Origin of the sequence: Bacillus sp. JJ1127, assembly GCF_036965845.1 — a bacterium.
GTDB lineage: Bacteria > Bacillota > Bacilli > Bacillales > Bacillaceae_G > Bacillus_A.
This window is the reverse complement of sequence record NZ_JBALQK010000130.1, coordinates 1-7,311: the sequence shown is the minus strand read 5'-3', so window position 1 is coordinate 7,311 and position 7,311 is coordinate 1. Positions and strand designations below refer to the sequence as shown.

Annotated in this window: 5 protein-coding genes; all 5 read right to left on the bottom strand. The window is 33.7% G+C overall.

Translation table 11 applies throughout. From position 1 onward, the window contains the following. Positions 1-89: 89 nt before the first annotated feature. A complete protein-coding gene (locus V7183_RS13450) occupies positions 90-383 on the bottom strand; it encodes a YerC/YecD family TrpR-related protein (protein ID WP_000904078.1) in 294 nt (97 codons plus the stop codon). 458 nt (positions 384-841) lie between these two features. Next, on the bottom strand, positions 842-2,227 hold the full coding sequence (gene nhaC, locus V7183_RS13445; RefSeq protein ID WP_097894785.1) for a Na+/H+ antiporter NhaC: 1,386 nt from the start codon (positions 2,225-2,227) through the stop codon (positions 842-844). Between the two features lie 335 nt (positions 2,228-2,562). Next, positions 2,563-3,378 carry a pyridoxine/pyridoxal/pyridoxamine kinase gene (pdxK, locus tag V7183_RS13440; protein WP_335359837.1) on the bottom strand — a complete coding sequence of 272 codons (816 nt, stop codon included), beginning with the start codon at positions 3,376-3,378 and terminating at the stop codon, positions 2,563-2,565. A gap of 118 nt (positions 3,379-3,496) precedes the next feature. Next, positions 3,497-5,359: a tyrosine decarboxylase gene (gene tdc / locus V7183_RS13435; RefSeq protein WP_335359836.1), complete on the bottom strand. Its 1,863-nt coding sequence runs from the start codon at positions 5,357-5,359 to the stop codon at positions 3,497-3,499. Between the two features lie 53 nt (positions 5,360-5,412). Next, the gene (gene tyrP / locus V7183_RS13430; protein ID WP_335359835.1) at positions 5,413-6,852 is read right to left on the bottom strand and encodes a tyrosine-tyramine antiporter; all 1,440 of its coding nucleotides are present in this window, start codon (positions 6,850-6,852) and stop codon (positions 5,413-5,415) included. Positions 6,853-7,311: the final 459 nt, after the last annotated feature.

The following is a 7,311-nucleotide window of genomic DNA, read 5'->3' as shown; positions in this document are numbered from 1 at the left end:
CACCTAAAAAGAGGGGGGTTATGTCGGTTTTTTAATTAATGTATATATACATTTAAAACTTCACCTAGTTAAATATCAACTATTAAAAATTACTTTTCCTTCATTCTTGTAAAAATAACATCATACATATCATTCCCATAGTTTAAAGATCTTTTTACACGAGAAATTGTAGCTGTACTAGCTCCTGTCTCTTCTTCAATTTCATGATACGTATTATTATTATAGAGCATTTTAGCAACTTTAAATCTTTGGAATATTGTCTTCATCTCATTCACTGTACATAAATCATCAAAAAAACTATAACACTCATCTACAGTTTCCAATGCTAAAATCACTTCAAAAAACTCATCTAGATCTTTTCCACGTAATTTATCTATTAGCATATGCCTACCTCCATTTTCATTAGAGTAGTCGCTGCGCCACAATAACCTTATTTCTTACATCAAAGTTTATTTTATCTTCTGCTAGGATTAAATATGTCCATTTCATATCCCTCTATATAAAATACATATACTCTAAATCTGTACGTAATCGACTCTCAAATATAAAATTTCTCACAAAATGAATAGCACTATTACATGTTTCTTTAAAGATCACACCCTTAAAATATATTAAAAAAATAATCCAATAAGGTGATTTTATTTATATTTAAACCTTATTAACACTTTAAAGGGCATAAGATATTATATCACTATTTTTTATTTTTGAGATAGGCACCACTATTACATATTCATGGCGATTTTTTGTCTAAAATATGTCCCCTCCAAAAAAACATGCTTTCAAATAAAAAAAGCTGGTATTTACCAGCTTTTTTTATTTACATTTTTCACCAACAAATATATTAACTAACTTTTCTTTGTTCTCCTAATTGACGCTTTCCATCCCCTATAAAACCAAAAATAACATGAAGGACTGGAACTACTAAACAAAATACAGCGAATGGCAAATATTGCAATGTAGAAACACCAAGCGTACCAGTAATAAACACACCACTTACTCCCCATGGAACTAATGGATTGACCGCAGCGCCGGCATTCGCTAAAATTCCTGATAAATTTTTAGGATCTAAATGAATTGCCTCAAACTGTGATTTAAATGCTTCACCTGGCAAAATCACTGACAAATACTGCTCACCTAAAAGAATGTTAATACCAATAGAACTGAGTGCAGTCATTAACATTAAATTTCCTTTTGCACTTACCATGCTTGAAATTTTGGAAATTAGCTTTTCAATAATTTTCACTTCTACTAATAGTCCACCAAGTGTTAAAGCAAGAAGAATAAGAGAAACAGACCACATCATACTTTGCATTCCCCCGCGTGTAAGTAGCAAATCTACATTTTTCACACCCGTTTTAGAAACAAATCCATCTTGCATAAGGGCAGCAATTTGGCCAAAGCTAGTATGCGGATGGTAAATGTAACAAATCACAATGGTCATTGTTATACTCATTAATAACGTCGGAATAGCTGGCACTTTTTTTATTGCACACAAAAATAATACGAGTACTGGAATTAATGTAAAGATTGAAATAGTAAAAGATGAATGGAGTGTATGAATCAGTTCTTCTATTTCATTTCCCGCCGATACCGATGCTCCATGTCCCACAAATATAAAAAAGATAAGAGTTATAGCAAAGGCTGGAATAATTGTCCGCATCATGCTACGAATATGTTCAAATAAATCTACTTCTGCAATAGCAGCAGCTAAGTTCGTTGTATCAGATAGCGGTGAAATATTATTCCCTAAGAAAGCACCTGATATAATAGCCCCCGCAATCATTGCTGGGTTTAACCCCATCATTTGCCCCATTCCTAAAAATGCAATACCTACAGTAGAAATGGTTGTAAATGAGCTACCTACCATTACACCTACAAGTGCACATATCACAAAAACAGAAGGTAAAAAGAATTTTGCGGATAAAATCTGGAATCCATAAATCATGATAGTCGGAATTGTTCCTGCCGCGATCCAAACACTAATTAAAATTCCAATTAACATAAATATAATAATAGGAATTAGACCTGGTAAAATTCCATTCTGAATCCCTTTATGGATTGTATCCCAAGAAACACCTTTCACTCTTGCAAATAGCACAACAATTCCTATAGCAATTAAAATAGGCACTTGTGGAGGTAAACTTAAACCAATAATACAAGTTCCTATAATTGCTAATAAAACAACTAAAAGAAAGATACTTTCTTTAAGTGTTACATCTCTTTTCATTTTCATAAACTCCTTATCATTTGAATTGTTATAGGGTTCTATCAATTCATCCATTTACTATTAACATTTGTGAACAATTGCACATTCAATATCTAAACACTATATTGAAAAAGAATCAATGGAAATAAAGTAAAACTTTCATCAATGAGTTTTTTCCGTCCCCTGCCTATCTTCCTCGCTTCTCTCTATATCTTGAGGCGGGGGCTTACTGACCCAAGATAGCGAGATAAACCGCAAAAGGGCATAAACAATACTTTGGATGAGTATATATTGCTTACAAATCATGCCAATGGATGTTTATGCCCTAATTTTATTTACCTAAAAATATATAACAGTTAACGCAACTCAGCTTTATTGTATGCACCGTGCCAAACTGGACCAACAAATGTATTAAAATCAAATCCCCTTTTAATTCCCTCTGTCGTGAAGTCCTTCGCCTTCGCCACGGCTTCTTTCACCGAAAGTCCTTTAGCTAGTCCAGCTGTAATTGCTGCTGCAAAAGTACACCCAGCGCCATGGTTGCAATTCGTATGAATTTTCTCGACTTCATAAAGTACAAACTCTGTTCCATCATAAAGTAAATCGATTGCCTTATGATCCACTAGAGATTTCCCACCTTTTATTACAACATTTTCAGCACCAAAATCGATAATTCTCTTTGCCGCTTCCTTCATATCATTTACCGTTTTTACATTTGACATTCCAGATAACTGGCCTGCTTCAAATAAATTTGGTGTGACAATTGTTGCCTTTGGTAAAAGAAGATCACGCATGGCAAGTCCATTTTCAGGATGCAGTGGTTCGTTTTCTCCTTTACAAACCATAACCGGATCAATTACAACATTTTGCATCTCATATGTTGCAATTACATCACTTACGAGCTCAATCATCTCTATAGATCCAAGCATTCCTGTTTTCATCGCATCTAATTTGCCGCCGGAAAAAATTGTTTTTAATTGCGCTTGTACAAGTTCCTTATCAATCGGATGAACATGATGATGCCAGTTATTATCCGGATCCATTGTGACGATTGTTGTAATGGCAGTTAGGCCAAATGTACCATACTCTTCAAATGTTTTCAGATCCGCCTGTAATCCTGCTCCTCCACTTGAATCTGAACCTGCTATCGTTAATACTTTTTTTACCATCACGTTTTCACTCCTCAATTGATCTTACTTAAATCAATAAGATCAATTATATATAAAGATGAATGCATAACGGATTTTTAACGTTATGCATTCATACTATTAAAATGGTTTTCTACTAAACTTATTTTACTTCATTGTAGATTGCTTCAAGTTTATCTTGAATTGCTTTTTCTAGCTTAACAGCATATTCTTCAAATACATCTTTATCATGAGCATATGGAGATAATGCACAAGCACGAAGCACCGTTACTTTACCTTCGCGATCCCATTCTCCTTCGCTAAATCCAAGACTCTTCACGAATGGAAGTGGGCTGTTACCGTAGTCAGGAATAGCAAAGTCAGTATGAGATGTAATAAACTCATTACTATATAATCCACCTTTAACATAAGAAGCGTGATCGAAGAAATCATGATTTAATTTGTTCATTTTTTCTAAGTCTGTATTACCTTCTTCATTAAATACGTAGTCAACCATGTTAAAATCAGGTTTTGTTAATGGATACACACGAATTGTTTTATCGCCAACTTTAAATTCTTTATCACTTAAGAAGTCATAGAAACGATAAGCTCCTTCGATACTTGCACCAATTAATTTACCATAACCAGTTACATTTAACGGCAATACTTGATGAGCTGTCCAAACTGCAGCTGCAGTTGCACCTGCTTTAGAACCTTCAAGAATATATGCACCTAATAATGCTGGAATATCTGCACCTTTTTCGAATACATAAGTTGCAAAGTAAGAAATAACATCGCGCATTCTAATATCTTTAATAACAATACCACCCGCAGAGTAAGGAATATATCCCATTTTGTGTGGATCAATTGTAATTGTTTCTGCTTGGTTCATTGCTTTAAATGAATGATAAACTTCTTTTGTTAACCATTCACATTTTTCAGTGAAGATGTTGTGTTTTGCGTACACTTCTTCGATTTGGTCCCATTCGATAAATTCGTTATTTTCATCTAAGAAAATAGAACGAGCATAACCACCGTAAGCCGCGTCTACGTGAATGTAGAAATAGATGCCTTCTTCTGCTAATTTTTCACGAAGTTCTACCATTTTATCAATGCGATCTATTTGACCTTCTTCTGTTGTACCAATAACCCCAACAACACCTAGAACAGGAATTTGCTCAGCTGCTAGTTCGCGAATTTTTTCTTCTAATTTATTAATGTCCATACGATAGTTGTCATCAACATCTACTTGCTCTACACAATCAAGACCAACACCGATAATATCAGCAGCTTTTAACCAAGAATAATGTTTTGTTTGTGGAATTAACCATTTACCTAATTTTTGTAGGTTTTTACCACTGCGTGCAGAGTGAGCTTTAATTTCATCAATTTGTTCAGGAATTTGATCTAAAATATCTAGAATTTCTTCTGTAGACATATTCAGTAATTCCCATTCAGATTTACCTGCAACAAATTCAGGAGCTACTTCTTTAATTGCAAGTGGTAAGGATTTCATATTACGTGCATACCATAAGCCCTCTAGGTTAGCTATAGAACCATCTGCGCAAATATGTCCCCAGCTTTCACCTTTTTTATAGCTCATAAGTGCAGCAAATTCATGTCCCACTTCTTCTTCCATTTGAGAAGTACCTGGTGAAGATTCATATGCTACGTTATTACCATTCCATAACATTGCTGCTGTATAAGCGATGATAGAAGGCATTAATGTTTCAGAGTTCATATGTCCCCAGAAACGGCCAGCAGTATGCCAAGGTAAAGAGTTCGTACGTAATTTAGAAGATAATACGTTGAACACACTGCGCATATGATCTGCAGTTTCTTGGAAATTTTTAGCGCTTCTATCTTGAGGTGTAATCACCGGTAAATCTTGCGGCATATAGTTTTGTCTCCAACCAACATGCTCATCTACCATTTTTACTAATAATTCTTTAAATAAATCTACATTTTCACCTTTATCTCCTAAGAATAACGCTTTTAAATTAATTTCTGGCATTTCGTATTTCATTTTCATTTCCTCCATTTTCAATTAATTTATATTAATATAAGGAATTTTTAATTTTAGTTAGCTTGTTTTAAACATTCTTCTGTATGATCTTCTTTCTTCCACTCTGGTTTCTTACATTTGTTAATAATAAGAGCAATTCCAATCATAACTACTGTAGCGGCTACTTGATAAACTACATAACCAGTATACTGACTTGGTTTTAAAATGGATGGTGGAATTAAACTTACAATAATCGTAAGTACAATACCTATCATTGAGACAATAGATATAAACCACATTAATCCATTTCCTTTACTACCTAATCTAAATGGTCTCTTAACATCAGGCATGTTATAGCGTAAGCGAATTGCTGAAATCGCAATTAAAGCATATACGATACAATATAGAATCGTTGTTGTGATTGTAATAATTAAGAATGCACTATTAACATCCGGAACGACTACATATAAGAAAGATACTAACGAAATAACGATTGCTTGGATCATTACAAACGTGATTGGAATACCTTTCTCTGTTCTCTTTTGGAAGAACTTCGGTAAATTCCCTTCCTCTGCCACTTTAATCATAGATTTACTTGGTCCAAGTACCCATGCACTTAGCTGTACTAAAACACCAATTAAAATCATTAATGAAATGATGTTAACAAAGATAGATGGAATTCCTAAATCTTCACAGAAAATCAAGTATGGTTGTGTAATATTAGCTAACTCTAAATGACCGCGTGGTACTGCGTTAGAAACTGTTAAACCAGCGATAATATTAAAGATTACTAGTAAAACAACAGAAGCGATAACAGCAACTGGATAGTTGCGTTTCGGATTTTCAATATTATTTGCATGTACAGATGAGATCTCTACCCCCGCAAAAATAAAGATAATCCCTGATAAATACGCTAAGCTTCCTAAATCTTTTAAATTAGGTATTAAATCACTTGGTTTAAAATTCCCTAAGTAACTATTTGGCTGAATTCCATTTTTAATCATATAGATAACACCTAGAACTACGAGAATAACAAATGGAATATATACACCAATAACAGCGCCCCAGTTGCCTGCGATTTTTACCATATCAAACTTAAGGTTTAATAAAGTCACACCCCAGTATGAAATTAAAATTACCGCAAAAATAAAGTAGTTATTTGAAGATAATTCTGGTTTATTAATAACGTAACCGAGTAGAACACCAACAGTTGACGAAACCATTACCATCCCGAAAAACATTTGAACCCATAATAACCATGAGGTAACAAATCCCCATTTTTCTCCTAATGCATTTCTAACCCAAACTTGTGGTCCACCCTCTTCAGGAAATCCTGTCGAAAGCTCGGCTGACATTAGTGCAATAGGAAGAGCAAATACAACTGCAGCAATTAACATATAGAAAATTTGCGTCCACCCTGTAATAGCAAGTGTCGGTACACTACGTACAGTGCCAAAGAATGCCATCGTAATACCAATTAACCCAAAAAGCGTTAATTTTTTTGTCTTGGCCATAACTATATCCTTCTTTCCTTTATTTAATTTTTATAGAATCCATTACCGCAGATATATGAACTGAACTAATACGCTAATTTTCAAAGGAAATACATTTTTTTTGAAAACTAGGGTATTAAAACAAACTATCTGCTCTAAACTTTGTAGATCTATCAAATCCTCCTTTTCTTTAAAGGTTTTATTATTTTACAGAATACATCCCTTCGCTTTCCATCAAACTAGCCAACAGAATAATATTCATAAAATAATCATTCCTTCTCTAAAAAACTAGTAGCAAAACATAAGATAAAATTTGTGAACAATTACACAAATCAACTTACGATGTCAGTTTACTCCTGCATTTTTGTTTTGTCAACGTCCAAATAAACCTTGTTATAACAGTGTTTATTGAGTTTTATCAAAAACTTTTTATTTAAAGCATCAAAGGTTTAACGCTTTTATCCACTAAAGCGTTAAACC